Raw genomic sequence first — 24403 nt, forward strand, 5'->3', positions numbered from 1 at the left:
CGGCGTCGGCCGACGCCGCGCAGCATGAGGGGGAGGGCGGCGTTCTCCCAGACGTTGAGCTCCGGCACCAGCACGGGGGCGGGGTCGATCCAGCCGAAGCGGTCGCGGCGCAGTCGCTCGCGGCCGAGCGGGCCCATGGTGTGCATCGGCACACTGTTGAACCACACCTCGCCGTCCTGCGGCCGGACCAGCCCGGACAGACACCGCAGCAGCGTGGTCTTGCCACTGCCGCGCGGGCCGCTCACGGCGAGGATCTCGCCCTCGCGGACGCCGAGCGACACGCCTTGAAGCGCGGGGGAGCCGTCGTGGTGCTGGTAGCGCAGGGCGCGGGCCCAGAGCACGTCGTTGTCCGGCGGGGCCTCCATGGGCGTACACCTCGGTTCTGATCCGTATTTCCCCGGTCAAGTCCCTCTTCCGGGGGAACGAAGGCGGGGCCGATCGGTCACTGGGCACGGTAAGGAGTCGCCGCGGGGGAAGCCGGACAGCACGCGGCCCCGGGCCGCCGTTCTCACTCGAACGGGCGGCACCGGGGCCGGTGATGATCTTCCAGAAGGATGATCAGAGCTTCGTCCACGCCTCCGTCAGCGTGGCGCGCAGGATCTGCTCGATCTCGTCGAAGGTCTCCTGGTTGGAGATCAGCGGCGGGGCGAGCTGGATGACCGGGTCGCCGCGGTCGTCGGCCCGGCAGTACAGGCCGTTGTCGAAGAGCGCCTTCGACAGGAAGCCGTACAGGATCCGCTCGGTCTCCTCGTCGTTGAAGGACTCCTTGGTGGCCTTGTCCTTGACCAGCTCGATGCCGTAGAAGAAGCCGTTGCCGCGGACGTCGCCGACGATCGGCAGGTCGAGGAGCTTCTCCAGGGTCGCGCGGAAGTTGCCCTCGTTGTCCAGCACGTGCTTGTTGAGGCCCTCGCGCTCGAACAGGTCGAGGTTGGCGATGCCGACCGCGGCGGAGACCGGGTGGCCGCCGAAGGTGTAGCCGTGCAGGAAGGTGTTGTCACCCTTGTAGAACGGCTCGGCCAGGCGGTCCGAGATGATGCAGGCGCCGATCGGGGAGTAGCCCGAGGTCATGCCCTTGGCGCAGGTGATCATGTCCGGGACGTAGCCGAACTTGTCGCAGGCGAAGGTCGTGCCGAGGCGGCCGAAGGCGCAGATGACCTCGTCCGAGACGAGCAGTACGTCGTACTGGTCGCAGATCTCGCGTACCCGCTGGAAGTAGCCGGGCGGGGGCGGGAAGCAGCCGCCGGCGTTCTGCACGGGCTCCAGGAAGACGGCCGCGACGGTCTCCGGGCCCTCGAACAGGATCTGCTGCTCGATCTGGTCGGCGGCCCAGCGGCCGAAGGCCTCGGGGTCGTCGCCGAAGAGCGGGGCGCGGTAGATGTTGGTGTTCGGCACCTTGTGCGCGCCCGGGACGAGCGGCTCGAAGGGGGCCTTGAGGGCCGGCAGGCCGGTGATGGACAGGGCGCCCTGCGGGGTGCCGTGGTAGGCGACCGCGCGGGAGATGACCTTGTACTTGGTCGGCTTGCCGGTCAGCTTGAAGTACTGCTTGGCCAGCTTCCAGGCGGTCTCGACCGCCTCACCGCCGCCGGTGGTGAAGAAGACCTTGTTGAGGTCGCCGGGGGCCTCGTCGGCCAGGCGCTCGGCCAGCTCCACGGCCTTCGGGTGGGCGTAGGACCACACCGGGAAGAAGGCGAGCTCCTGCGCCTGCTTCGAGGCGGTCTCGGCAAGCTCCGTGCGGCCGTGTCCGGCCTGGACCACGAACAGGCCGGCGAGACCGTCGAGGTAGCGCTTGCCCTTGTCGTCGTAGATGTGGGTGCCCTCACCGCGGACGATGGTGGGGACGGGGGCGTTCTCGTACGACGACATGCGGGTGAAGTGCATCCACAGGTGGTCGTACGCGGTCCTGCTGAGGTCCTTGGGGCTGTCGGTGCTCACGATTATCGGGTTCCCCACATATAGGTCTGCTTCTTGAGCTTCATGTAGACGAAGCTCTCGGTGGAGCGCACTCCGGGCACGGCCCGGATGCGTTTGTTGATGACGTCCAGAAGGTGGTCGTCGTCCTCGCAGACGACCTCCACCATCAGGTCGAAGGAGCCCGCGGTCATCACCACGTACTCGCATTCGGACATGGCCGTCACCGCGTCGGCGACGGACTCCACGTCGCCCTCGACACGGACGCCGACCATCGCCTGCCGGCGGAACCCCACGGTGAGCGGGTCCGTGACGGCGACGATCTGCATCACGCCCTGGTCGAGCAGCTTCTGGACGCGCTGGCGCACGGCAGCCTCCGACAGGCCCACGGCCTTGCCGATGGCGGCGTACGGCCGGCGGCCGTCCTCCTGGAGCTGCTCGATGATGGCGAGGGAGACGGCGTCCAACTGGGGACCGCCGTTCCTGGACTCGCGGGAGTCCTTCTGGTCTGCGCTTCGACTGGCCACGACTTCACTGTGCACGACGTATCGATAGTTTCGCAAGGCCGGATCGATGAAATTCGTTGTCTACGAGGTCAGAGTCTACGGATTTCGCAACCCTGGAGCGGCCGGGGGTGTTGAAAACGTCGGGTCTCCGTCTAGGGTGGGTGTCTCAGTGTTCGGACAGCTGACAGCTGACAGCTGACAGCCGACAGCCGACAGCCGACAGCCGACTGCGGACGGTCGGCAGCTGTGAGATCCGAACACCGGGAGACCTGATGGAAACCGAACTTGGAGGGCCGGCAGTGAGCACCGAGCTGCGTCGTCTGCGCAACTACATCGACGGTGAGTTCCGGGACGCCGCCGACGGACGGACCACCGAGGTGGTCAACCCCGCCACGGGAGAGGCCTACGCGACCGCCCCCCTGTCCGGGCAGGCGGACGTGGACGCCGCCATGGCGGCCGCCGCCGCGGCCTTCCCGGCCTGGCGGGACCTGGTCCCGGCCGAGCGGCAGAAGGCCCTGCTGAAGATCGCGGACGCGTTCGAGGAGCGGGCCGAGGAACTTATCGCGGCCGAGGTGGAGAACACGGGCAAGCCCATCGGGCTGACCCGCTCCGAGGAGATTCCGCCGATGGTCGACCAGATCCGCTTCTTCGCGGGCGCGGCGCGGATGCTGGAGGGGCGCAGTGCCGGTGAGTACATGGAGGGCCTGACCTCCATGATCCGCCGCGAGCCGATCGGCGTCTGCGCGCAGGTCGCGCCGTGGAACTACCCGATGATGATGGCCGTGTGGAAGTTCGCCCCGGCGCTCGCCGCGGGCAACACGGTCGTCCTGAAGCCCTCGGACACCACGCCGGCGTCCACGGCCCTGATGGCCGACATCATCGGCTCGATCGTGCCCAAGGGCGTCTTCAACGTCGTCTGCGGCGACCGCGACACCGGCCGTCTGATGGTCGAGCACGAGACCCCGGCGATGGCCTCCATCACCGGCTCGGTGCGGGCCGGCATGTCGGTCGCCGAGTCGGCGTCGAAGGACCTCAAGCGCGTCCACCTGGAGCTGGGCGGCAAGGCGCCGGTCGTCGTCTTCGAGGACACCGACATCCCCAAGGCCGTCGAGGGTATCTCGGAGGCGGGCTACTTCAACGCCGGCCAGGACTGCACCGCTGCCACTCGCGTGCTGGTCCACGAGTCGGTCCACGACGAGTTCGTGAGCGCGCTCGCGAAGGCCGCGTCCGAGATCAAGACCGGCCAGCCGGACGACGAGGACGTCATGTACGGCCCGCTCAACAACCCCAACCAGCTCAAGCAGGTGGTCGGGTTCATCGAGCGTCTTCCCGCCCACGCCAAGGTCGAGGCGGGCGGCCATCAGGTCGGCGAGAAGGGCTACTTCTACGCCCCGACCGTCGTCTCGGGCCTCAAGCAGGACGACGAGATCGTGCAGAACGAGGTCTTCGGCCCCGTCATCACCGTCCAGTCCTTCCGCGACGAGGACCAGGCCGTCGAGTGGGCCAACGGCGTCGAGTACGCGCTGGCCTCCTCGGTGTGGACCAAGGACCACGGCCGCGCCATGCGGATGTCCAAGAAGCTGGACTTCGGCTGCGTGTGGATCAACACCCACATCCCGCTGGTCGCCGAGATGCCGCACGGCGGCTTCAAGAAGTCCGGCTACGGCAAGGACCTGTCGGGGTACGGCTTCGAGGACTACACCCGGATCAAGCACGTGATGACGTCGCTGGACGCGTGACGCGCCTGGACGTGTGACGCACCCGGTGTGCGCGCGGCCCCGGACGGGAGTCCCGTCCGGGGCCGCGCCGCGTGCGCACCGTGAACTCGCCCCGGTCGACAGGGTGTCGGGCCTGGGCGGAGGCGCTCGACGCAGCGTCGATTGTCCCTGGCAGTGCGGGCGCGGGATCCTGCGGCCATGCCCTTGCTCTCGAAGACGCCCACGCTCTCCCGCCGGACCCTGCTCCGCGGCCTGGGCGGCTCCGCCGCACTCGGCGCGCTGGCCGGCTGCGGAGTGCCCGCCGCGTACGTCGCGCCGGGCGACCGCGCCGCGACCGACCGGTCCGCCACCGAGCAACGGCTGACCTGGGCGAACTGGCCGCTGTACATCGACACCGACGACGAGCACCCCAGCCGGCGGCCCACGCTTGAGGCGTTCGAGAAGCGGTCGGGCATCTCCGTCGAGTACATCGAGGAGATCAACGACAACGACGAGTTCTTCGGCAAGATCAGCCCGTCCCTGATGAACCACCAGCCCACGGACCGCGACCTGATCGTCATCAGCGACTGGATGTGCGGGCGGTTCGTCCGGCTCGGCTGGGTGCAGGAGATGGACCGCTCCCGCCAGCCGAACGTCACCGAGTACCTCGACCCGCTGCTGCGTTCGCCCGCCTTCGACCCGGGCCGTGAGTTCACCGTGCCCTGGCAGTCGGGCATCACCGGCATCGCCTACAACCGCCGCAGGCTCGGCCGGGAGATCCGGCACGTGTCCGACCTGTGGGCGGGGGACCTCAAGGGCCGGGTGACCCTGCTGTCCGGCATGGACGAGGCGTTCGCGCTGCTGATGCAGGGCAACGGTGTGGACATCACCGACTGGACGGCGGACGACTTCCACACGGTCTGCGACCAGGTGGAGAAGCAGGTGGCCAAGGGTCAGATCCGCCGCTTCACCGGCAACGACTACATCAAGGACCTCTCCAGCGGGGACGTCCTGGCCTGCCAGGCCTACTCCGGTGACGTGATCCAGCTCCAGGCGGACGACCCGGACATCGAGTTCGTCGTCCCGGAGGAGGGCGCCGAGCTGTGGTCGGAGTCCCTGATGATCCCGAACCTGGCCCGCCACAAGGCCAACGCCGAGCGGCTGATCGACCACTACTACCAGCCCGAGGTCGCCGCCGAGCTGGCCACCTGGGTCAACTACGTCTGCCCGGTCCCGGCCGCACGGGACGTACTCGCCTCCTCCGACGACGAGGAGACCGCCGCCCTGGCCGAGGACCCGCTGATCTTCCCGGACGCGGCGATGCGCGAACGGCTCGCCATCGCGCGGGACATCGCGGCGGGGGAGCGGTCGGAGTTCGCGAAGCGGTGGAACGGCATCGTGGGGGTGTAGCAGACTGGCCGGTGTGATGAATTCACCGGGCGATGAAAAGGTGGGGGCGGCGGTCACGTTCGGTCTGCTGGCCGCCTGGGCGCTGCACGACGCCGAGGAACTGGCGACCGTACCGGGTTGGTGGCGGCGCAACCTGCCCGCCCTGCGCGAGCGGTTCCCCACCGTGCCGGAGGCCGTGTGGCGGCGGGCCGAGCCGGCCGACGGGCGGGAGTTCGCCGTCGCGGTGGGGGTGATGGCCGCGGTCGTGGCCTCCGCGTCCGCCGCGGGCCGGCTGACCGGCGGCCGGTCGGCGGCGTACCAGAGCGCGCTCAACGCCTTCGGTCTGCACGGCGTGGTCCACCTCGCCCAGGCGGGGCTGGTGCGCGGCTACACGCCCGGGGCGGCGACCTCGCCCCTCGTCGTCGTCCCGTTCACCCTCTGGGCCCGCCACCGGCTGCGCCGCGCCGGTGTCCTGCGCGCCACGCGCCCGCGCGACCTCGCCGTGGGGTTCGGCCTCGCGGGAGCGACGGTGGCGGGTGCGCACGTGGTGGCGCGGCGGCTGACGGGGGCTACTTCAGCGCGGCCAAGGTGATCGCGTCGAGGACCGGGTTCCGCTCCGCGCTCTTGGCGTCCGTGGCGTTGACCGAGTAGACGAGGGTGCGGCTCAGGTTGCGGGTGCCGCCGATGACGGCGCTGTATCCGTAGCGGGACCCCGACTTGCCCCAGAAGACCTTGCCGTCGACTTCCATGTACTCCAGCCCCGCGCTGCGCTGTGCGCCCGGGACGCCTGCCGGGGTCGTGAACATCTCCTCCAGCTCCGGCTGCGGCACGATCTTTCCCCGGAACAGCTTGGTGAGCAGCTTCTCCAGGTCGGCGGTGGTGGAGATCATGTCGCCGGCCGCCCAGCGGTCCGCCTGGTTCCACTCGGTCACGTCGACCAGCCGCGTCGTGCCGTCCGGCTGCTGCACCGCCTGGTAGCCCCGGTTGTGCGGGCCGCGGATGCGGGGGTCGGTGCCGGGGAAGTACGTGTGGCGCATGCCGGCCGGGCGCAGGACCAGGCGGGTGGCCACGGAGGCGTACGAGTGCCCCGTCACCTTCTCGATCAGCAGGCCGAGGATCGTGTAGTTGATGTTCCGGTACTGCTGCCGCGTCCCCGGGGTGAAGTCCTCCGGTCCCTTGGCGATCGCCGACGCCGCGACCTGCTGCGGGGTGAGGGTCTCGAAGCGGTGCGCGTACACCTCCGCGAAGTCGTCGCCGAGAGCGTCGCCCGGCTTTATGCCGCTGGTGTGGTTGAGCAGTTGGCGGACACTGATCGGCTGCTCGAACTCCGGCGTGAAGAAGTCGGGGAGGTAGCCCTGCACGGGCGCGTCCAGGTCGATCTGGTCCTGGGCGGCGAGCCGCAGGACGGTGGCGGCGGTGACGACCTTCGTGACCGAACCGGCCCGGAAGCGGGCATGGGGGTGTGCCGGCCGGTCGCCGGCCAGGTCGCGCACGCCCGCGCTGCCGTGCCAGTCGCCGTCGGGGTCGTCGACCCGCACGAGGGCGGCGGTGGCGTGCTGGTTCGGGAGCCCGTCGAGGGCGGCGCGCAGCGCTTCCTCGTTCGGCCCGTCCTGGCCGACGGAGCGGGCAGCCGCGGCGGGCGGCGCGGCGAAGGCCGGGGCCGCCAACGGGCCCGCGGCCAGGGCGAGGACGACGGAGGCGGCGAGAACGGAGTGGGTACGGGCACGCATCGACTGCTCCAGGGGTGAAGGCGGTTGCGGCGGAAGGATCGTTGATCATCCTTGTGCGCCGCGCCCCATGGCGGATCGTCGGTGAGTAGGGTGTCCGCCCCGCAGCCGGACTCAGGGAATCCCCCTACGAGGGACGGGAGTTGTGCGGGGCACCCCTTACGGGACCGGGGTGGCTCCGTCCGGCGTCGCGCAGCGCGCACAGCGTGTCGATGCGGTTGGTGGTGATCGAGTCGACGCCCAGCGCGATCAGCCGGCGCATGGAGCGCCGGGTGTCCGGGGTCCACACCGACAGCAGGCAGCCGTCACCGTGGACCCGCTCGGCCAAGGCCTTGTTCACCAGCCCGAACCGGTAGTTCAGCCACCGCGGCCGCACCGCCGCGAGCAGCGCGGGGCGCGGCGGCGCCGCCGTCGTCCAGGTCATGGCGATCTCGGCGGCGGGGTCGGCGGCGCGCACGGCGAGCATGGCCGTGGCGCCCGCCGTGTAGTACACGCGGTCCTGGGCCCCGCACTCCCGGACGACGTCCACGATGCGCCGCACCGCCCGCTCGCCCGGCCCGCCCGGCAGGTCCAGCATCAGCCGGCTGCCGTCGGTCGCGGCCAGCGCCTCGGCGAGCGTCGGCACCCTGCCCGCCGTCAGCCCGCGCACCTCCTCGGCCGACAGGGAACGCAGCGGCCGGTCGTGCAGCCACAGCCGCTTCAGCGTCTCGTCGTGCAGCAGCACGGGCACGCCGTCGCGGGTGAGCCGTACGTCGGTCTCGACCGCGTCCGCGCCGCGGCCGAGCGCGGAGCGCAGCGACTCGATGGTGTTCTCGCGGCAGCGGTACGGGTCGCCGCGGTGGGCCACGGCGGTCAGGTCGCGTGCGGGACTCATGGTGGTCACCCGGTTCAGGAGGAGAGCCAGGCGGAGGTGTACGTGTCGATCTCGTCGCTGATCCGCGCCTTGCCCGGCACGTCCAGGAACGAGGCCTCGACCGCGTTCTTCGCCAGGTCGGCGAGGCCCCTTGCGTCGAGGTCGAGGAGCCGGGCGGCGACGGCGTACTCGTTGTTGAGGTCGGTGCCGAACATCGGCGGGTCGTCGGAGTTGATGGTCACCAGGACACCGGCGCGCGTGAACTCCTTGATCGGGTGCTCGTCCAGGGTGCGTACCGCGCGGGTGGCGATGTTGGAGGTCGGGCACACCTCCAGGGGGATGCGCCGCTCGGCGAGGTGCGCCAGCAGCCTCGGGTCCTGCGCCGAGCTGGTGCCGTGCCCGATGCGTTCGGCGCGCAGGTCGTTCAGGGCGTCCCACACCGTCTGAGGGCCGGTGGTCTCGCCGGCGTGCGGCACCGAGTGCAGCCCGGCGGCGATCGCCCGGTCGAAGTAGGGCTTGAACCGCGGCCGCGCGACCCCGATCTCGGGTCCGCCGAGGCCGAAGGAGACCAGGCCCTCGGGGCGCACCCGGTCGTCGGTGGCGAGCCGCGTCGTCTCCTCGGCGGCCTCCGTACCGGCCTCGCCCGGAATGTCGAAGCACCAGCGCAGTACGGTCCCGAACTCGGCCTCGGCCGCCTTGCGGGCGTCCTCGATCGCGGCCATGAAGGCGCCCTCGTCGATGCCGCGCCGGGTGGAGGAGAACGGCGTGATGGTCAGCTCGGCGTACCGCACCTGCTGCCGGGCCATGTCACGGGCCACCTCGTACGTCAGCAGCCGGACGTCCTCCGGAGTGCGGATCAGGTCGACGACGGACAGGTACACGTCGATGAAGTGGGCGAAGTCCGTGAACTGGAAGTAGTCGACCAGGGCCTCGGGGTCGGTGGGGACCTTGGAGTCGGGGTGGCGCGCGGCCAGTTCCGAGACGATGCGCGGGGAGGCGGAGCCGACGTGGTGGACGTGCAGTTCGGCCTTGGGCAGTCCGGCGATGAAGGCGTGCAGGTCTCGCGGGACGTCGGGGTCGACGAGGTGCTCGGTCAAGGGTTCCTCCCCACAACGGCGCCCCGGGCCGGTGCGGGCCGGCCGGGCGCGGGTGATCGGCTGATCGGTGACTCGGGATCATCGTAGGCCGGGCCCGTGCCGGGTGACGACGGGCCGTAGCATGACGGGACGTTCGACAGAGGGGGGCCCTCCCATGCCCGACGAAGCGCAACCGCCGAGAGCCGACGCGCACACGCCGGAAGCCCAGGGGAACGATCCCGCGCCCCGGCCGGCGCCACCTGGTGCCGGTACCGGTGACGCGTGGGTGGCGCCGGCCGACGGGCACGCCGAGGGCGTCGCGGACGTGGTCCCCGGGGTCGGCCTCGACAAGCCGGGCATGCCGAGCGGGTCTCGTACGCCGGAGGCTTCGGGCGTCCAGCCGTCCCCGCCCCTGTCCCCGTCGCCGTCACATCCTGGGCCGGGCTTCGAGGACCGGCCCTCGGCGATGCCCGGGCCGGGGTCAGACCCATGGGCGCCGCCGGTGGACGATGCCGTGCCGACGCCCGACGGCGGTCCCGGGGCCACCCTCGCGGCGGGCGGGCCCGCTCCGTGGTCGGCCCCGTCCGTTCACGACCAGCAGACGGTCACGTCCATGCCGGCCATGGACACCCCGCCGTGGGCAGCCCCGGCCGCCGCGACGCCGGCGAACGGCCCCGCCGGCCCCTTCGCACCGCCGGGACCGACTGCCCCCGCTACGGGTGCGCCGAATCCCTTCGCGCCCCCGGGCCCGGCAGCCGCCACCGGTGCGCCCAACCCCTTCGCGCCCCCGGCCGCGACGCCGCCGTATGTGCAGGACGGGGCGGCGGTCCCGCCGCCGCCCATCGCGCCCGAAGGTCCCGGTCAGGTCCCCTACGGCTACCCCGGCCCGGGCGGGTACGGACACCCGGGCGGCCCGGGCGGGTACCCCGGTGCGCAGCCGCAGGGCTACTTCGGCTGGCCCGGCATGGCGCCGATGCCGAGCAACGGCATGGGCACGGCCGGCCTGGTCCTCGGCATCGTCGCGGCCGTCGGCTTCTGCCTCTGGCCGCTCGCGATCGTCCTGGGCGTCCTCGGTGTCATCTTCGGCGGGCTCGGCCGTGCCAAGGCCGGTCGGGGCGAGGCCACCAACGGAGGCCAGGCCCTGGCCGGCATCATCTGCGCGATCGTCGGCATCGCCCTCGGCATCGGCTTCGGGCTGCTGGTCATCTTCGCGCCTTGAGCCCGGAGGGCTGAGCCGCGACCACGGAGCCCTGAGCCCGTAGCCCGGGGCTTCGACCCCGGAGTCCCGATCCCGAGCCCAGACATCGCGCCGCGCGCCGGGGCCACCCCTGCGTCCGCCTGCCGATCTCACCTCCCGGGCCTCCCCCCTTGCCGCCCCCCGTGGCGGCCCGCCCGCCCGGCCGTCCGTCGCCGGGTCTCGCCGACCTGCCGCTTCCGGCCGCCGCCCCACACCGCCAATCGATCCGCACGGCCGACGGGCCTACGCCCCGACGGCCCGGCGGGCCCCACGCTCCCCCGGCATCAGTCCCAGAAGGCCGCCCGAGCTCACCCGCCCGACCGCAGCCGCCCCCGTGCCGTCATCAGCGCGAAGCCCAGCAGGTTCGGCCCCCGCCACCGCTCCGGGTCCGTCGCCGCCTCGTCGTCCGCGGTCAGGCCGACGCCCCACACCCGGTCCACGGGGCTCGCCTCCACCAGCACCCTCTCGCCCGTGTTCAGCAAGAACGCGCGCAGTGCCGGGTCCGAGGCGAACTTGTGGACGCTGCCCTCGACGACGATCCGGAACCGCTCGCGCTCCCACACCGTCTCGTCGAAGCCGCGCACCAGCCGTCCCGCCTTCTTCGCCTCCGCGGGATGATCAGCCGCGAGCACCCGCCGCTCGGCTTCCGCGTCGCCGAAGAGCCGGGCCTTGCCCGCCATCATCCAGTGCTCCGCGGTCGCGTACTCCACCCCGGCCACGGTGAACGGCGACGGCCACCACTGGCTCAGACAGCTCGGCCCGATCCGGCCGTCCGGGAGCGGCCGGTGCCCCCAGAAGCAGAGGTACTTGATCCGCGCACCCGCCCGGACCTGCCCGATCAGCGATTCCCTGCTGTCGATGATCTCCAACGCCCCGGAATCCCGCACCCCCGTGGTCTTCTCCATGCACGCGAGTCTGGCACGCGCCACTGACACTCCGTCCGACCTTTTCCGTGGCGACTCGACACCTGGTCGACAGATTCCGTCGCGTAACCAAATGGCAACAACGGAATCACTTGTTGGAGGCCTAGTGCTCTGTCAGGATCGGCACTCACATCGAGCCTGAGCCACGCCGGCCCCCACCACGGGGAGACCGAGGAGAGCCGACATGCACAACCCGGGCAACGCCACCCCGGACCGATTCCCGGCCCAGGACCGCTTCGCGGACGGGGCCCAGTACATCGCGGGCCGTCTGACGAAGGGCACCTTCGGACGTACGCACACGGTCGTCGACCCGGCGACCGGCGAGGACGTCCTCACCTACGAACTCGCCGGTACCGACGACGTCGACGCGGCCGTAGCCGCCGCCCGTGAGGCGTTCCCCGGCTGGGCCGGTGCCACCCCCGGCGAGCGCTCCGACGCCCTGCACCGGTTCGCCGCCGTGCTCGCCGACCGTGCCGAGGACTTCGCCCGCGCCGAGTCCCTGCAGTGCGGGAAGCCACTGAAGCTGACCCGCGAGTTCGACGTGCCGGGCACGGTCGACAACGCGGCCTTCTTCGCCGGTGCCGCCCGCCTTCTCCAGGGCCAGTCGGCGGGGGAGTACTCCGGCGACCACACCTCGTACGTGCGCCGCGAGCCGATCGGCGTCGTCGGGTCCATCGCGCCCTGGAACTACCCCCTGCAGATGGCCGCCTGGAAGATCCTCCCGGCGATCGCCGCGGGCAACACCATCGTGCTGAAGCCCGCCGAGATCACCCCGCTGACCTCCCTGATGTTCGCCCAGGCCGCGACCGAGGCCGGCATCCCGGACGGCGTCATCAACATCGTCACCGGCACGGGGAGGGAGGCGGGCGAGCACCTCGTCGGTCACCCGGACGTCGCCATGACCTCCTTCACCGGCTCCACCGCCGTCGGCAAGCGCGTCGCCGAGGTCGCCACGGCCACCGTCAAGCGCCTGCACCTGGAGCTGGGCGGCAAGGCGCCCTTCCTCGTCTTCGACGACGCCGACCTCGACGCCGCCGTCAACGGCGCGGTCGCGGGGGCGCTCATCAACACCGGCCAGGACTGCACGGCCGCCACGCGCGCGTACGTGCAGCGGCCTCTGTACGAGGCGTTCGTCGAGAAGACCGCCGCCCTCATGGACACCGTCCGGGTCGGCGACCCCTTCGCCCCGGGCACCGACCTCGGACCGCTGGTCAGCCACGTCCAGCGGGACCGCGTCGCCGGCTTCGTCGACCGGGCGCGCTCCTACGCGCGCGTGGTGACCGGCGGTGAGGCACCGCAGGGCGACCTGAGGGACGGCGCCTACTACCGGCCCACCGTCATCGCCGACACCACGCAGGACGGCGAGGTCGTCCAGTCCGAGATCTTCGGGCCGGTCCTGGTCGTCCTGCCCTTCGACACCGACGACGAGGGCATCCGGCTGGCCAACGACACGCCGTACGGGCTCGCCGCCTCCGCGTGGAGCCGGGACGTCTACCGGGCGAACCGCGCCACCCGCGAGATCAAGGCGGGCTGCGTGTGGATCAACGACCACATCCCGATCATCAGCGAGATGCCGCACGGCGGATACAAGGCGTCCGGCTTCGGCAAGGACATGTCCGCCTACTCCTTCGAGGAGTACACGCAGGTCAAGCACGTCATGTTCGACAACACCGCGGTGGCGGCCAAGGACTGGCACCGCACCGTCTTCGGGGACCGATAGCCACAACGAAAGGCCGCCGACCACGGCCGACCCACCCGAAAGGGCAACCACGCGCATGAGGCAGTACGAGCCCGACCGCCTGTCCCCGGCCCGAGTGGCCGCCATGCGGCGCAGTTTCACCAGCGGCAGGGCCGCCCTCACCCGCCGCTCACTGCTGCGCGCCTCCGCGGGCGGCGCGCTCGCGGTCGGCGGACTCGGGACGCTGAGCGCCTGCGGCATCCCGGCGGCAGGCAAGACCGAGGGCGGTGTCTCCGCCGAGGACCGGTCGAAGGAGGAGAAGGAGGTCTCCTTCTCCAACTGGACCGAGTACATGGACGTCGACGACAGCGGCAAGCGGCACCCGACACTGGACGCGTTCACCAAGCGCACCGGCGTCAAGGTCAAGTACACCGAGGACATCAACGACAACAGCGAGTTCTTCGGCAAGATCCAGCCGCAGCTCGCCGCGGGCCAGGAGACCGGACGCGACATCGTCGTCCTCACCGACTGGCTGGCCGCCCGCCTGATCCGCCTCGGCTGGGTCCAGAAACTGGACCCGGCCAACCTGCCGCACGCCTTCGCCAACCTGTCACCCCAGTTCCGCGACGTCGACTGGGACCCGGGTCGCGCCTACTCCTACCCCTGGCAGGGCATCTCGACCGTCATCGCCTACAACAAGAAGGCGCTGGACGGCATCGAGGTCAAGACGGTCTCCGACCTGCTCGACAACCCGAAGCTCAAGGGACGCGTCGGCTTCCTCACCGAGATGCGCGACACCGTCGGCATGATGCTGCTGGACATGGGCAAGGACCCGGGCCGATTCTCCGACGACGACTACGACGCGGCGATCGCCCGGCTCCAGAAGGGCGTCGACCGCGGCCAGATACGCCGCTTCACCGGTAACGACTACACCGCCGACATCACCAAGGGCGACTTCGCGGCCTGTCTGGCCTGGGCCGGGGACGTCGTCCAGCTCAAGGCGGACAACCCGGACGTCGACTTCGTCATCCCGGACAGCGGGTACATCACGTCGAGCGACAACATGCTGATCCCCAACAAGGCGCGGCACAAGACGAACGCGGAACGGCTCATGGACTACTACTACGAGCCGGGCCCGGCCGCGCAGCTCGCCGCCTACATCAACTACGTCTGTCCCGTCGAGGGCGTGAAGGCGGAGCTCGCGAAGATCGACCCGGACGCGGCGAACAACCCGCTGATCATTCCCGACAAGGCCATGCAGGCCCAGTCCCGTGCCTTCCGCTCACTGAGCCCGAAGGAAGAGACGGCCTACGAAGAAAAGTTCGCGAAGCTCACTGGGGCGTGACGACGATGACGACGAAGACAGATGCGACGGAGCACAGCGGCGACGTCCGCCTCTCCGGCATCAGCAAGACCTACGGCTCCTTCACCGCCGTGCACCCGCTCGACCTGACCGTGCCCCAGGGCTCCTTCTTCGCCCTGCTCGGCGCCTCCGGCTGCGGCAAGACCACCACCCTGCGCATGATCGCCGGACTGGAGGAGCCCAGTGGCGGCACCGTCCACCTCGGCGACCAGGACGTGACCGCCCTCCCGCCGTACAAGCGGCCCGTGAACACGGTCTTCCAGTCCTACGCCCTCTTCCCGCACCTCGACATCTTCGAGAACGTCGCCTTCGGCCTGCGCCGGCGCGGCATCAAGAGCGTGAAGAAGCAGGTCGGGGAGATGCTCGACCTCGTCCAGCTCGGCGAGCAGGCACGCAAGAAGCCGCATCAGCTCTCCGGCGGCCAGCAGCAGCGCGTCGCGGTCGCCCGCGCCCTGATCAACCACCCCAAGGTGCTGCTCCTCGACGAACCGCTCGGTGCCCTCGACCTCAAGCTGCGCCGCCAGATGCAGCTGGAGCTCAAGCGCATCCAGACCGAGGTCGGCATCACCTTCGTACACGTCACGCACGACCAGGAGGAGGCCATGACCATGGCCGACCAGGTCGCCGTGATGAACGCCGGCCGGGTCGAGCAACTGGGCGCCCCCGCCGACCTTTACGAGAACCCGCAGACCACCTTCGTCGCCAACTTCCTCGGCACCTCCAACCTCATTGAGGCCGAGGTCGACACCCGCAGCGGCGACGACGTCGTGGTGAAGGCCGCCGGCGACAAGCTGGTCCTGCCCGGAGCCCGCTGTTCCGCGCCGGCCCGGGCGGGCGGCAAGGTCCTGGTCGGCGTACGCCCGGAGAAGATCAGCCTCACCCACGCGGACGACGCCGGCTCCATCCCCGAGGGCCGCAACCGCATCACCGGCAGGATCAGCAGCACCAGCTTCATCGGTGTCTCCACGCAGTACGTGGTCGACTGCGCGGCCTGCCCCGAGTTCGAGGTGTACGCGCAGAACATCGACCGCGACGCCCGCCTCGCGCCCGGCGCCGACGTCGTCCTGCACTGGAACCCAGCGCACACCTTCGGTCTGGGCGCCGACCAGGACATCGACGCGGGCGTGGCCGAGGGCGAGGCCGCCTGATGTCCACCCTCACCGAGGCGCCACCGCCGCTGTCCCCGACCGCACCGGAGAAGAAGCCGCCGCGCAAGCGGGGCCGCTGGACGCCGTACTGGCTGCTGCTGCCCGGCATCCTGTGGCTGGTCGTCTTCTTCGCGGCGCCGATGATCTACCAGGCCTCCACGTCCGTGCAGACGGGCTCCCTGGAGGAGGGCTACAAGGTCACCTGGCACGTCGCCACCTACTGGGACGCGCTGTCCGAGTACTGGCCGCAGTTCCTCCGCTCGGTCGCCTACGCCGCCTCCGCCACCGTGCTCTGCCTGCTGCTCGGCTATCCGCTCGCCTACCTGATCGCCTTCCGCGCGGGCCGCTGGCGCAACCTGATCATGATCCTGGTGATCGCGCCCTTCTTCACCAGCTTCCTGATCCGCACCCTGGCCTGGAAGACGATCCTCGCGGACGGCGGACCGGTCGTCGGCGCCCTGAACACGCTGCACGTCCTGGACGTCACCAGCTGGCTCGGCTGGACGGCCGGCGACCGCGTGCTGGCCACACCGCTCGCGGTGGTCTGCGGTCTGACGTACAACTTCCTGCCCTTCATGATCCTGCCGCTGTACACGTCGCTGGAACGCATCGACGGACGGCTGCACGAGGCGGCGGGGGACCTGTACGCGAGGCCCTCCACGGTCTTCCGGAAGGTCACCTTCCCGCTGTCGATGCCGGGCGTCGTCTCCGGGACGCTGCTCACCTTCATCCCGGCGACCGGCGACTACGTCAACGCGTCCCTGCTGGGTTCCGCCGACACCGGCATGATCGGCAATGTGATCCAGTCCCAGTTCCTGCGCGTCCTGGACTATCCGACGGCGGCGGCGCTCTCCTTCATTCTGATGGCCGCGATTCTCGCCATGGTCACCATCTACATTCGCAAGTCCGGGACGGAGGATCTGGTTTAAATGGCCTTCGTCAACTGGTGCAAGCGCAATCTGGTCGTGATCGCCGGACTGCTGACGCTCGCTTATCTCCTGCTGCCCAACGTCATCGTCACGGTGTTCTCGTTCAACAAGCCGAACGGGCGCTTCAACTACGAATGGCAGCAGTTCTCCACGGACGCCTGGAAGGACCCGTGCGGTGTCGCCGGACTGTGCGGCTCCCTGTCGCTGAGCCTCCAGATCGCCTTCTGGGCGACGCTCGGCGCCACCGCTCTCGGCACGGCGATCGCCTTCGCGCTGGTCCGCTACCGCTTCCGGGCACGCGGCGCGATCAACTCGCTGATCTTCCTGCCGATGGCGATGCCCGAGGTCGTGATGGCCGCCTCGCTGCTCACCCTCTTCCTCAACATGGGCGCCCAGCTGGGCTTCTGGACGATCCTGATCGCCCACATCATGTTCTGCCTCAGCTTCGTCGTGACGGCCGTCAAGGCGCGCGTGATGTCGATGGACCCGAGGCTGGAGCAGGCGGCGCAGGACTTGTACGCCGGTCCCTTCCAGACCTTCGTACGGGTCACGCTCCCCATCGCCGCCCCCGGCATCGCCGCCGGCGGGCTGCTCGCCTTCGCGCTCTCCTTCGACGATTTCATCATCACGAATTTCAACGCGGGTTCCACCGTCACGTTCCCCATGTTCGTCTGGGGATCGGCCCAGCGCGGAACGCCCGTCCAGATCAACGTCGTCGGTACGGCCATGTTCGTCATCGCCGTACTGTTCGTTCTGGCCTCCATGGTCATCGGCAACCGCCGAAATCGCCGCAAGGCGTAAACGCACCAGTGCATCAGTGCATCAGTAGGGAGTTGAAATCATGGCCCCGAGCGCCATGAGCCGCAGCAACGACTGGATGAAATCCCTTTCCGACGCCCAGCCGGTCGCGTACTGGCTGGACGACCCCGGCCGCCCCCGCCCGCAGCCCGCCCTGACCGGCGCCGACACCTGCGACCTGCTGGTCGTCGGCGGCGGCTACAGCGGACTGTGGACCGCCCTGATCGCCAAGGAGCGCGACCCGGGGCGGGACGTGGTGCTGCTGGAGGGCCGCGAGGTGGGCTGGGCCGCCTCCGGCCGCAACGGCGGGTTCTGCGCCGCCTCCCTCACCCACGGCCTGTCCAACGGCCTCACCCGCTGGCCGGACGAGATCCACCGGCTGGAGGAGCTGGGCGCCCGCAACCTCGACGAGATCGAGGCGGCGGTCGCCCGCTACTCCCTCGACTGCGACTTCGAACGCACCGGCGAGATCGACGTCGCGACCGAGGGGTACCAGGCCAGGGAGCTCAAGGACTGGTACGAGGAGATCCGCGCCAAGGGCCTCGCCGACGGCGTCCAGTACCTGGACGCCGAGGCCGTACGGGAACAGGTCGACTCCCCGACCTTCCGCGCGGGCCTGTACGACCGCCGGGGCGTGGCCATGGTCAACCCCGCCAAGCTCGCCTGGGGCCTCAAGCGCGCCTGCCTCGATCTCGGCGTCCGCGTCCACGAGAACACCCCGGCGCTCACCCTGAAGCCGTACGGCGCCGGCATGGCCGTACGCACCCCGTACGGCGGCGTCCGCGCCCGCACGGTCGCGCTCGGCACCAACATCTTCCCGAACCTGGTCAAGCGGGTGCGCTCGTACACCGTCCCGGTCTACGACTACGCCCTGATGACCGAGCCGCTGACCGACGGGCAGCTCGCGTCGATCGGCTGGCAGAACCGGCAGGGCCTCGGGGACAGCGCCAACCAGTTCCACTACTTCCGGCTCTCCTCCGACAACCGGATCCTGTGGGGCGGCTACGACGCGATCTACCCGTACGGCGGCCGGGTGCGCGCCGAGTACGACGACCGCCCGGAGACGTACGCCAAGCTCGCCGGGCACTTCTTCACCTGCTTCCCGCAGTTGGAGGGTGTGCGCTTCACGCACGCCTGGGGCGGCGCGATCGACACCTGCTCCCGCTTCTCGGCGTTCTTCGGCACCGCGCACCAGGGAAAGGTGGCGTACGCGGCCGGGTACACCGGCCTCGGTGTGGGCGCCACCCGGTTCGGCGCCGAGGTGATGCTCGACCTGCTCTCGGGCGAGCGCACCGAGCGCACCGAACTGGAGATGGTCCGCAGGAAGCCGCTGCCGTTCCCGCCCGAGCCCTTCGCCTGGACCGGCATCGCGCTCACCAAGTGGTCGCTGGCCCGCGCGGACGCGCACGGCGGCCGGCGCAACCTGTGGCTGCGGACCATGGACAAGCTGGGGCTCGGCTTCGACAGCTGAGCCGCGTGCCGGTCGCGGGCGTGTGACCCGGTTCACCCCAACGAGGCGCCGCAACCCGCGTAATGCCTGCCGGGAGACCTCCCTCTCCTTCGTGACGCACCCCGCGTCCACGAGTGAGAGGGAGGTCTTCACATGCCTGGTGCGAAGACGGCGGTCGCGTGGCTGGCATCCGTCGCACCGGATCCCGAGTCCTGCCGGCGGGAGTGGGAGCGCAACCCCCTGGGAGTCGCGCTGCTGCCCGCCGGCAAGGCCTGGGACGTGCTCATCCTGCCGGGCAGGCTCGGCTGTCCGACCCTCGACGTGCTCTCCCGCGTCCTGGACCAGCCCGGCCCGGTGCTCGCCGACTTCGGCGACGCGCGCACGGGCTTCTTCGTGCCGGCCGGCACGGCGGCCCGCTGGCTGGGCACCGGGGTCCGCACGGCGGGGCCCGGTACCTGGATCGTGGTGCCGTACCCGGCAGCTCCGGCGTACCCGGCGCGCCGGTCGTCCGGCGGAGTCCGCTGGCTGATCCCGCCGGACGGGACCGGCACCCTCACCGATCCGTCGCTCCTCGAACTGGCCATGCACGAGGCGGCGGCGACTCTGGCGGTGGAGGACGGCGGCGGGTGAGGTGCGCGAGGGGTTGACAACGGAATTGGTCTGGACCAAGTTGGGCGCGCTCCATCCTCCTCATCTCCCCCATGTCCGGAGGCACTTGTGGGACGCTCCAGACCGCTCGCCCGTCGCCCCCTCGTCACACTGCTCACCGCCGCCGCGCTCGCCGCGTCCGGCATGACCGCGCTCTCGTCGGCCGCCCGTGCGGCCGACGCGGACCTCGCCCGCAACGGCGGTTTCGAGTCCGCCCTGGACGGCTGGACCTGCACGGCGGGCACGACCGTGACCTCGCCCGTCCACAGCGGAACCTCCGCCCTGAAGGCCACCCCGGCCGGCGCCGACAACGCCCGCTGCGCGCAGACGGTGGCCGTGAAACCGGACTCCCAGTACACCCTGTCCGGCCACGTCCGCGGCGCCTACGTCTACCTCGGCGCGAGCGGCACCGGCACCACCGACGTCTCCACCTGGGCCCAGTCCGCCCCCGACTGGCGGCAGCTCACCACCACCTTCCGCACCGGCCCGTCCACCACCAGGGTCACGATCTACACCCACGGCTGGTACGGCACCGGCGCCTACCACGCCGACGACATCTCACTGACCGGCCCGGGCGGGGAGGCGGGTCAGCCCCCGTCGGCCCCCGGCGGCCTGACGACCGGCTCCGTCACCTCCTCCAGCGTCGCCCTGTCCTGGTCACCCGTCCCGGGCGCCACGAGCTACGCCGTCTACCGCGACGGCGCCAAGGTCCGCACGGTCACCGGCACCTCCACCACCGTCACCGGCCTGACCCCCTCGACGGCGTACGCCTTCCAGGTCGCCGCGGTCAACGACGCGGGTGAGTCCGCGCGGTCGGCCACGGTCACGGCGACCACCACGGAGGGCTCGGACGGCGGCGGGGGCTCCGACCTCCCGGCCCACGCCCTGGTCGGCTACCTCCACGCCAGTTTCGCCAACGGCTCCGGCTACACGCGGATGGCCGACGTACCCGACAGCTGGGACGTCATCGACCTGGCCTTCGGCGAGCCGACCTCGGTCACCTCCGGCGACATCCGCTTCGAGCGCTGTCCCGTCGCCGAGTGCCCGAACGTGGAGAGCGACGCCGAGTTCAAGGCGGCGATCAAGGCCAAGCAGGCGGCCGGCAAGAAGGTGCTGATCTCCATCGGCGGCCAGAACGGCCAGGTGCGGCTGACGACGGCGGCGGCCCGTGACACCTTCGTCTCCTCCGTCTCGAAGATCATCGACGAGTACGGCCTCGACGGCCTCGACATCGACTTCGAGGGCCACTCGCTGTCGTTGGACGCCGACGACACCGACTTCAAGAACCCGCAGACCCCGGTCATCGTCAATCTCATCTCGGCGCTGAAGACCCTGAAGGCCGAGTACGGCGACGACTTCGTGCTGACCATGGCTCCGGAGACCTTCTTCGTCCAGCTCGGCCACCAGTACTACGGCACGGGCAAGTGGGGTGGCCAGGACCCGCGCGCCGGGGCCTACCTCCCGGTCATCCACGCCCTGCGCGACGCCCTGACCCTGCTGCACGTCCAGGACTACAACTCGGGGCCGATCATGGGCCTCGACAACCAGTACCACTCCATGGGCGGCGCCGACTTCCACATCGCCATGACCGACATGCTGCTCACCGGCTTCCCGGTCGCCGGCGACGCGAGCAACGTCTTCCCGCCGCTGCGCCCGGACCAGGTCGCGATCGGTATGCCGGCCTCCACCAACGCCGGCAACGGCCACGTCTCCCCGGCCGAGGTCACCAAGGCCCTGAACTGCCTGACCAAGAAGACCGACTGCGGTTCCTACGCGACCCACGGCACCTGGCCGGCCCTGCGCGGCCTGATGACGTGGTCGATCAACTGGGACCGTTACTCGAACTGGGAGTTCCAGAGGAACTTCGACGCGTACTTCGGGTGACCGGCGGCGCGGTGCGGCCGGCCGCCAGCGCGACCGCGGTCAGCAGCACCGCGCCCAGGCACCAGCTGGCCACCACGTCCAGCGGCCAGTGGTAGCCCCGGCGCACCAGCCCGTAGGAGGCACCGAGGACGAGGACCGCGCAGAGCGCGACGAGCACGCGGCGCACGGCCGGCGAGCGCAGCGGCCCGAGAAGCAGCAGCGTCGCCGCGCCGTACGCGACGACCGCGGTGGCGGTGTGACCGGAGGGGTAGTAGCCGACGGCCGGCGGCACCGCCGGGGTGCCGGGGCGGTCGGTCCACGCCTTCAGCGGCGCGACCAGCGCCGGCACCAGGACCATCGCCAGTGCCCCGGCGAGAGGCGGCAGCCACCAGCGGTCCATGCCTCCGGCGCGGCCCCGCCACGCGGCGTACGCCAGCGCGACGGCGAGGACGGGCACGGCCACCTGCACGTTGCCGAGGTCGGCCAGCAGCTCGGAGAGCCGGTCCGGGTGGACGAGCACCCTGCTCAGCCGCTCGTCCACCCCGATCAGCGGGCCGTCGGCGAGGACCTGCCAGGTGATCAGGGCGAAGAGGAGGACGGGCAGCGCGAGGAGGGCGGACAGCGCGCGAGGAGGCGAGACGGGCATGACGCCCAGCTTCCCAGGCCCGTCGACGTGCGCGCGAACACCGAAGGGCCGGCACAAGGGGGGGAGTGTGCCGGCCCTTCGGTGAACCACCGTCCCGGGTGCCGAGGCGGTCGTCCTGACCGGAACGCCGCGCGCCCCGGGGGGTTTGGGGCGGGCGACTGTCCGATCGGTGAGGAGACCCGGAACCCTTGGGCTCCGGTTGTGTGCGCGAGGCACGACCAGGTCGAAGCTGGGGAGGCCTCGGCCTGAGATTCCGCCCACAGTCCCCTGTGGGCGGGGTGTATCTCTCATCTGCGTAGAACCTACGACAGGGGGTGGGCTCAGGACAGGGGCATCGGCGTCCTGCCATCCACCCCGCACACGTTCTTCACACGCTCTGCGGTTCGCCGCGTCAGGCGTGCGAAACGCGGCTCAGATGCGCGTTCGGGTGCTCGCGCACGCGCTCGTTCGAGTGCCCCTTCACACGCTCGCCCGGGTGCCCCTCACGTGCTCGCTCAGATGCGGGCGAAGCCCTGCTCGATGATGTCGAGGCCCTCGTTCAGCAGGTCCTCGCCGATCACCAGCGGCGGCAGGAAGCGCAGCACGTTGCCGTAGGTGCCACAGGTCAGGACCAGCAGACCCTCGGCGTGGCAGGCCTTGGCGAGTGCGGCGGTCGCCTCCGGGTTCGGCTCCTTGGTGTCGCGGTCCTTCACCAGCTCGATGGCGATCATCGCGCCGCGGCCCCGGACATCGCCGATGATGTCGAACTTCTCGGCCATGGCGGTGAGGCGGGACTTCATGACCGCCTCGATGTTCTTGGCCTTGGCGTTGAGGTCCAGCTCCCGCATCGTCTCGATGGCGCCGAGCGCGCCCGCGCAGGCCACCGGGTTGCCGCCGTAGGTGCCGCCGAGGCCGCCGGAGTGCGCGGCGTCCATGATCTCGGCGCGGCCGGTGACGGCGGCGAGCGGCAGACCGCCCGCGATGCCCTTGGCCGTGGTGATCAGGTCCGGGACGATGCCCTCGTCCTCGCAGGCGAACCACTGGCCGGTGCGGCAGAAGCCGGACTGGATCTCGTCGGCGACGAAGACGATGCCGTTGTCCTTGGCGAACTGGCTGATGGCGGGCAGGAAGCCCTTGGCCGGCTCGATGAAGCCGCCCTCGCCGAGCACCGGCTCGATGATGATCGCGGCCACGTTCTCCGCGCCGACCTGCTTGGCGATCTGGTCGATGGCCTGGGCGGCGGCCTCCGGACCGGCGTTCTCGGCGCCGGTCGGCCAGCGGTAGCCGTATGCGACCGGAACGCGGTACACCTCGGGCGCGAACGGACCGAAGCCGTGCTTGTACGGCATGTTCTTCGCGGTCAGCGCCATCGTCAGGTTGGTCCGGCCGTGGTAGCCGTGGTCGAAGACGACGACCGCCTGCCGCTTGGTGTACGCACGCGCGATCTTGACGGCGTTCTCGACGGCCTCGGCGCCGCTGTTGAACAGGGCCGACTTCTTGGCGTGGTCGCCCGGCGTCAGCTCGGCCAGCGCCTCGGCGACGGCGACGTAGCCCTCGTACGGCGTCACCATGAAACAGGTGTGGGTGAAGTCGGCGAGCTGCGCGGACGCCTTGCGTACGACGGCCTCGGCGGAAGCGCCGACGGAGGTCACGGCGATGCCGGAACCGAAGTCGATCAGGCGGTTGCCGTCGACGTCCTCGATGATGCCGCCGCCCGCGCGCGCGGTGAAGACGGGCAGGACGGAGCCCACACCCTGCGCGACCACGGCCGTGCGGCGGGCCTGCAGCTCCTGCGACTTCGGGCCGGGGATGGCGGTGACGACGCGGCGCTCCTGCGGAAGTGCGGTCATGGGGGCTCCTGGGTCTTGCGCGATCTGTGGGATCTTACGGACGCTTGCCTTCTTTTCTCGCAGGCTAGGACCGGGAGAGGGAGGCTGGCATGCTCCATGTGGGCGTTGTCGGCGTTGTCGGTTGTCCGCGATGGACATGTGGTGGACGTGGCGACATATGGACACGTCGATGCGGGCCCGGCCGCGTAAGCGGTGAACTCCCCTTGGGAGGGCGTTAGATTGGCTCGCTGATGGTGGACGGAGCGGCTGGTCAGGGGGCAAGGGCGATGGACAGCGACGGGAACCGGGACGCGCGGGGTACGCATGCGAATCCTGTGCCGCGTCCGGCGGGGCCTCCCGAGGTGCCGCCGGTGCCGCCGCGACCGGTGCGGGCGCCGGGGACGCCGGGCGTGCCGCCGCTGCCCGACGGCTCCGCGTTCCTGTCCTGGCTGCGCACCCCGCGCCCGGAGGCGCTGCCCGGCGTGTGGCGGTTCGGGCACCGGCCGCGGCCGGAGGAGGAGCCCGAGCGGGTGCCGGGGCGGCAGCTGCTGAGCGGGGCGGTGATCGCGTTCCTCGTCGGCTGGCTGATCTGGTCGCTGCTGTGGAACGGCTACCTGGGCGGCTGGTGGCTGCTGCCCCTGTACGCGATGATCCCGGACTCCTGGGCCGAGCCGCACAGCTTCGGCTCGGTCGTGGTCGTCTACGCCTACTACGTTCTGATCGCCGGCATGATCATGGTCGGCGTCGGCAGACTCG

General features: G+C 70.8%; 20 protein-coding genes and 2 pseudogenes. 13 read left to right on the top strand and 9 right to left on the bottom strand.

What is annotated here, in order from left to right; translation table 11 throughout:
• The 3 genes from EBH09_RS26690 to EBH09_RS26700 form a co-directional block, all read right to left on the bottom strand.
• The coding region (locus tag EBH09_RS26690) for an ATP-binding cassette domain-containing protein (protein WP_121749567.1) at positions 1-365 on the bottom strand (365 nt) is incomplete at its 3' end.
• Positions 366-558: 193 nt separating this feature from the next.
• The gene (locus tag EBH09_RS26695; protein WP_121749419.1) at positions 559-1932 is read right to left on the bottom strand and encodes an aspartate aminotransferase family protein; all 1374 of its coding nucleotides are present in this window, start codon (positions 1930-1932) and stop codon (positions 559-561) included.
• A 2-nt stretch (positions 1933-1934) separates the two neighbouring features.
• On the bottom strand, positions 1935-2450 hold the full coding sequence (locus tag EBH09_RS26700; RefSeq protein ID WP_121749420.1) for an Lrp/AsnC family transcriptional regulator: 516 nt from the start codon (positions 2448-2450) through the stop codon (positions 1935-1937).
• A 263-nt stretch (positions 2451-2713) separates the two neighbouring features.
• Here EBH09_RS26700 and EBH09_RS26705 point away from each other — a divergent pair, with 263 nt between their 5' ends.
• The 3 genes from EBH09_RS26705 to EBH09_RS26715 all read left to right on the top strand — a co-directional run bounded on the left by EBH09_RS26705 (position 2714) and on the right by EBH09_RS26715 (position 6092).
• Positions 2714-4153, top strand: coding sequence for a gamma-aminobutyraldehyde dehydrogenase (locus tag EBH09_RS26705; protein WP_121749421.1), 1440 nt, complete (start codon positions 2714-2716; stop codon positions 4151-4153).
• Positions 4154-4330: 177 nt separating this feature from the next.
• Entirely contained in the window at positions 4331-5521 is a 1191-nt protein-coding gene (locus EBH09_RS26710; protein WP_121749422.1) for an extracellular solute-binding protein, read from the top strand.
• 16 nt (positions 5522-5537) lie between these two features.
• Positions 5538-6092, top strand: a complete 555-nt coding sequence (locus EBH09_RS26715) for an HXXEE domain-containing protein (RefSeq protein ID WP_193776562.1) — start codon at positions 5538-5540, stop codon at positions 6090-6092.
• Here the strand turns inward: EBH09_RS26715 and EBH09_RS26720 are convergent.
• The 3 genes and pseudogenes from EBH09_RS26720 to EBH09_RS26730 all read right to left on the bottom strand — a co-directional run bounded on the left by EBH09_RS26720 (position 6070) and on the right by EBH09_RS26730 (position 9317).
• On the bottom strand, positions 6070-7230 hold the full coding sequence (locus EBH09_RS26720) for a serine hydrolase domain-containing protein (protein ID WP_121749424.1): 1161 nt from the start codon (positions 7228-7230) through the stop codon (positions 6070-6072). The two genes, EBH09_RS26715 and EBH09_RS26720, sit on opposite strands and share 23 nt — an antisense overlap.
• 124 nt (positions 7231-7354) lie before the next feature.
• Positions 7355-8101 carry a glycerophosphodiester phosphodiesterase gene (locus tag EBH09_RS26725; RefSeq protein WP_121749568.1) on the bottom strand — a complete coding sequence of 249 codons (747 nt, stop codon included), beginning with the start codon at positions 8099-8101 and terminating at the stop codon, positions 7355-7357.
• Between the two features lie 14 nt (positions 8102-8115).
• Positions 8116-9317, bottom strand: a pseudogene (locus EBH09_RS26730) (adenosine deaminase).
• Between the two features lie 452 nt (positions 9318-9769).
• Here EBH09_RS26730 and EBH09_RS26740 point away from each other — a divergent pair.
• The gene (locus tag EBH09_RS26740) at positions 9770-10375 is read left to right on the top strand and encodes a DUF4190 domain-containing protein (protein ID WP_238697454.1); all 606 of its coding nucleotides are present in this window, start codon (positions 9770-9772) and stop codon (positions 10373-10375) included.
• 326 nt (positions 10376-10701) lie between these two features.
• Here the strand turns inward: EBH09_RS26740 and EBH09_RS26750 are convergent, their stop codons facing one another.
• A complete protein-coding gene (locus EBH09_RS26750) occupies positions 10702-11298 on the bottom strand; it encodes an NADAR family protein (protein ID WP_193776547.1) in 597 nt (198 codons plus the stop codon).
• 202 nt (positions 11299-11500) lie between these two features.
• Between EBH09_RS26750 and EBH09_RS26755 the strand changes: the two genes are divergently transcribed.
• From EBH09_RS26755 to EBH09_RS26790, 8 genes are all read left to right on the top strand, one after another.
• Entirely contained in the window at positions 11501-13036 is a 1536-nt protein-coding gene (locus tag EBH09_RS26755; RefSeq protein ID WP_121749429.1) for a gamma-aminobutyraldehyde dehydrogenase, read from the top strand.
• 55 nt (positions 13037-13091) lie between these two features.
• The gene (locus tag EBH09_RS26760; protein ID WP_121749430.1) at positions 13092-14339 is read left to right on the top strand and encodes a spermidine/putrescine ABC transporter substrate-binding protein; all 1248 of its coding nucleotides are present in this window, start codon (positions 13092-13094) and stop codon (positions 14337-14339) included.
• A gap of 5 nt (positions 14340-14344) precedes the next feature.
• Positions 14345-15505 carry an ABC transporter ATP-binding protein gene (locus tag EBH09_RS26765; RefSeq protein WP_121749569.1) on the top strand — a complete coding sequence of 387 codons (1161 nt, stop codon included), beginning with the start codon at positions 14345-14347 and terminating at the stop codon, positions 15503-15505.
• Positions 15505-16434 carry an ABC transporter permease gene (locus tag EBH09_RS26770; RefSeq protein WP_121749431.1) on the top strand — a complete coding sequence of 310 codons (930 nt, stop codon included), beginning with the start codon at positions 15505-15507 and terminating at the stop codon, positions 16432-16434. Before EBH09_RS26765 ends, EBH09_RS26770 begins: the two co-directional genes overlap by 1 nt.
• Complete coding sequence (locus EBH09_RS26775; RefSeq protein WP_121749432.1) at positions 16435-17235, top strand: ABC transporter permease; 801 nt, start codon at positions 16435-16437, stop codon at positions 17233-17235.
• 40 nt (positions 17236-17275) lie between these two features.
• Positions 17276-18703, top strand: a complete 1428-nt coding sequence (locus tag EBH09_RS26780) for an FAD-dependent oxidoreductase (protein WP_121749433.1) — start codon at positions 17276-17278, stop codon at positions 18701-18703.
• A 132-nt stretch (positions 18704-18835) separates the two neighbouring features.
• A complete protein-coding gene (locus tag EBH09_RS26785) occupies positions 18836-19312 on the top strand; it encodes a hypothetical protein (protein WP_121749434.1) in 477 nt (158 codons plus the stop codon).
• 87 nt (positions 19313-19399) lie between these two features.
• Positions 19400-21214: a glycoside hydrolase family 18 protein gene (locus tag EBH09_RS26790; RefSeq protein ID WP_121749435.1), complete on the top strand. Its 1815-nt coding sequence runs from the start codon at positions 19400-19402 to the stop codon at positions 21212-21214.
• Here the strand turns inward: EBH09_RS26790 and EBH09_RS26795 are convergent.
• On the bottom strand, positions 21153-21839 hold the full coding sequence (locus EBH09_RS26795) for a phosphatase PAP2 family protein (RefSeq protein ID WP_121749436.1): 687 nt from the start codon (positions 21837-21839) through the stop codon (positions 21153-21155). The genes EBH09_RS26790 and EBH09_RS26795 overlap by 62 nt on opposite strands.
• A gap of 494 nt (positions 21840-22333) precedes the next feature.
• Positions 22334-23668, bottom strand: coding sequence for a 4-aminobutyrate--2-oxoglutarate transaminase (gabT, locus tag EBH09_RS26800; protein ID WP_121749437.1), 1335 nt, complete (start codon positions 23666-23668; stop codon positions 22334-22336).
• Between the two features lie 266 nt (positions 23669-23934).
• Between gabT and EBH09_RS26805 the strand changes: the two are divergent.
• A pseudogene (locus tag EBH09_RS26805) lies at positions 23935-24403 on the top strand (ATP-binding protein); the annotation flags it as partial.

The organism is Streptomyces sp. E2N166 (assembly GCF_003671715.1).
GTDB classification, from domain to species: Bacteria; Actinomycetota; Actinomycetes; order Streptomycetales; family Streptomycetaceae; genus Streptomyces; species Streptomyces thinghirensis.

Coding starts and splice junctions, on each gene's coding strand:
- EBH09_RS26755 (WP_121749429.1), top strand. CDS start 11,501: ATGCACAACCCGGGCAACGCCACCCCGGACCGATTCCCGGCCCAGGAC.
- EBH09_RS26795 (WP_121749436.1), bottom strand. CDS start 21,839: ATGCCCGTCTCGCCTCCTCGCGCGCTGTCCGCCCTCCTCGCGCTGCCC.
- EBH09_RS26785 (WP_121749434.1), top strand. CDS start 18,836: ATGCCTGGTGCGAAGACGGCGGTCGCGTGGCTGGCATCCGTCGCACCG.
- EBH09_RS26765 (WP_121749569.1), top strand. CDS start 14,345: ATGACGACGAAGACAGATGCGACGGAGCACAGCGGCGACGTCCGCCTC.
- EBH09_RS26710 (WP_121749422.1), top strand. CDS start 4,331: ATGCCCTTGCTCTCGAAGACGCCCACGCTCTCCCGCCGGACCCTGCTC.
- EBH09_RS26780 (WP_121749433.1), top strand. CDS start 17,276: ATGGCCCCGAGCGCCATGAGCCGCAGCAACGACTGGATGAAATCCCTT.
- EBH09_RS26715 (WP_193776562.1), top strand. CDS start 5,538: ATGAATTCACCGGGCGATGAAAAGGTGGGGGCGGCGGTCACGTTCGGT.
- EBH09_RS26740 (WP_238697454.1), top strand. CDS start 9,770: ATGCCGGCCATGGACACCCCGCCGTGGGCAGCCCCGGCCGCCGCGACG.
- gabT (WP_121749437.1), bottom strand. CDS start 23,668: ATGACCGCACTTCCGCAGGAGCGCCGCGTCGTCACCGCCATCCCCGGC.
- EBH09_RS26760 (WP_121749430.1), top strand. CDS start 13,092: ATGAGGCAGTACGAGCCCGACCGCCTGTCCCCGGCCCGAGTGGCCGCC.
- EBH09_RS26720 (WP_121749424.1), bottom strand. CDS start 7,230: ATGCGTGCCCGTACCCACTCCGTTCTCGCCGCCTCCGTCGTCCTCGCC.
- EBH09_RS26750 (WP_193776547.1), bottom strand. CDS start 11,298: ATGGAGAAGACCACGGGGGTGCGGGATTCCGGGGCGTTGGAGATCATC.
- EBH09_RS26775 (WP_121749432.1), top strand. CDS start 16,435: ATGGCCTTCGTCAACTGGTGCAAGCGCAATCTGGTCGTGATCGCCGGA.
- EBH09_RS26770 (WP_121749431.1), top strand. CDS start 15,505: ATGTCCACCCTCACCGAGGCGCCACCGCCGCTGTCCCCGACCGCACCG.
- EBH09_RS26725 (WP_121749568.1), bottom strand. CDS start 8,101: ATGAGTCCCGCACGCGACCTGACCGCCGTGGCCCACCGCGGCGACCCG.